2 protein-coding genes are annotated in these 2,105 nt (G+C 74.3%); both read left to right on the forward strand.

Annotation, left to right across the window (positions count from 1 at the left end; all coding sequences use genetic code 11):
- Positions 1-516, forward strand: a 516-nt coding sequence (locus N869_RS14645; protein ID WP_035062838.1) for a Maf family protein, incomplete at its 5' end; no start/stop codon positions are given.
- A 73-nt stretch (positions 517-589) separates the two neighbouring features.
- On the forward strand, positions 590-2,105 hold a 1,516-nt coding region (locus N869_RS14650; RefSeq protein WP_198026095.1), incomplete at its 3' end, for an acetyl-CoA carboxylase biotin carboxylase subunit.

The following is a 2,105-nucleotide window of genomic DNA, read 5'->3' on the forward strand; positions in this document are numbered from 1 at the left end:
CCCGCCGACGCCGTGCTCGTCCTGGCCCAGGCCAAGGCCCGGGCCGTGGCGGCCACCGACCCCGACGCCGACCTCGTCCTGGGGTGCGACTCGCTGCTGGAGCTCGACGGTCAGGTGCACGGCAAGCCCCGCGACGCCGAGGAGGCCGTCGCCCGGTGGCGCCGGATGCGCGGCCGGTCCGGCCAGCTGCACACCGGTCACTGGCTGATCGACCTGCGCGACCCCGACCAGGGCGGCACCGGGGCGACCCTGGGCGCCACGTCCACCACGGTCGTGCACTTCGCCGACGTCAGTGACGTCGAGATCGACGCCTACGTCGCGACCGGTGAGCCCCTCGCCGTCGCGGGCGCCTTCACCGTCGACGGGCGGGGCGGGGCCTTCGTCACCGGGATCGAGGGTGACCACCACGGCGTGGTGGGGCTCAGCCTGCCGTTGCTGCGGTCCCTGCTCGCCGACGTCGACCTGCACGTGCACGACCTGTGGGGAACCGCACAAACCGGTGACGCGACCGGTTGACGATTCGCACAGATCTGCACATCGCGGGCCGCCGGGTGCGGCCCACCGCCCTCGACTGACGTTACGGTGAGCCGTGCCCGAGATCCGCAAGGTCCTGATCGCCAACCGCGGCGAGATCGCCGTCCGTGTCGCCCGCGCCTGCACCGACGCCCAGATCGCGAGCGTCGCGGTGTACGCCGACCCGGACCGTGAGTCCCTGCACGTCCGCCTCGCCGACGAGGCGTACGCCCTCGGCGGAGCCCGCGCGGCCGACACCTACCTGGACGTCGACAAGCTCCTGGACGTCGCCCGCCGCAGCGGCGCCGACGCCGTCCACCCCGGGTACGGGTTCCTCTCCGAGAACGCCACCTTCGCCCAGGCGGTCATCGACGCCGGGCTCACGTGGATCGGCCCACCGCCGGCAGCCATCGACGCCCTCGGCGACAAGGTCAGCGCCCGGCACATCGCCCAGCGGGCCGGCGCCCCCCTGGTCCCCGGCACCCCCGACCCGGTCGCCGACGTCGGCGAGGTGCAGGCCTTCGCGGCCCGGCACGGGCTGCCCCTCGCCATCAAGGCCGCGTTCGGGGGCGGCGGGCGCGGCCTGAAGGTCGTGCGCACCGAGGACGAGATCGTCGAGCTCTACGAGTCCGCCGTCCGTGAGGCCGTCGCCGCGTTCGGCCGCGGGGAGTGCTTCGTGGAGCGCTACCTCGACTCGCCCCGTCACGTCGAGACCCAGTGCCTGGCCGACACCCACGGCACCGTCGTGGTCGTCTCGACCCGCGACTGCTCCCTGCAGCGCCGGCACCAGAAGCTCGTCGAGGAGGCCCCCGCGCCGTTCCTCAGCGCCGAGCAGGAGCAGCAGCTGCACGAGGCGTCCGTCGCGATCCTGCGCGAGGCCCGCTACGTGGGCGCCGGGACCTGCGAGTTCCTGGTGGGCGCCGACGGCACCGTGTCGTTCCTCGAGGTCAACACCCGCCTGCAGGTCGAGCACCCCGTCAGCGAAGAGGTCACCGGCATCGACCTCGTGCGGGAGCAGCTGCGGATCGCCGCCGGGGAACCCCTCGGGTACACCAGCACCCAGGTGCGCGGCCACTCGATCGAGTTCCGCATCAACGGTGAGGACCCCGCCGCCGGGTTCCTGCCGACCCCCGGACGCATCACGACCTTCCGGGCGCCGTCCGGCCCCGGTGTGCGCGTGGACTCCGGTGTGGTCGAGGGCGACACCGTCTCCGGGGCCTTCGACTCGATGGTCGCCAAGCTCATCGTGACCGGTGCCGACCGCCCCCAGGCGCTCGCCCGGGCGCGACGGGCCCTGGCCGAGCTCGACATCCAGGGCATCCCGACGGTCGTCCCGTTCCACCGGGCCGTCGTCCAGGACCCCGCCTTCGCCCCCGGCGACCCCACCGAACCGTTCACCGTCCACACCAGGTGGATCGAGACCGCGTTCGCCCAGACCCTCGCGACCCTGGGCGGGGAGCCCGCGGCCCAGCCGCCCGCCGAGGACGCTTCCACCCCCACCGAGCGGGTGGTGGTCGAGGTCGGCGGCAAACGCATCGAGGTCGTCCTGCCCGCCGGTCTCGGCGGGCTCGGCGCGAGCCGGGCCCGCAGCG

The sequence above is a fragment of the Cellulomonas bogoriensis 69B4 = DSM 16987 genome (assembly GCF_000767165.1).
Lineage (GTDB): Bacteria > Actinomycetota > Actinomycetes > Actinomycetales > Cellulomonadaceae > Actinotalea > Actinotalea bogoriensis.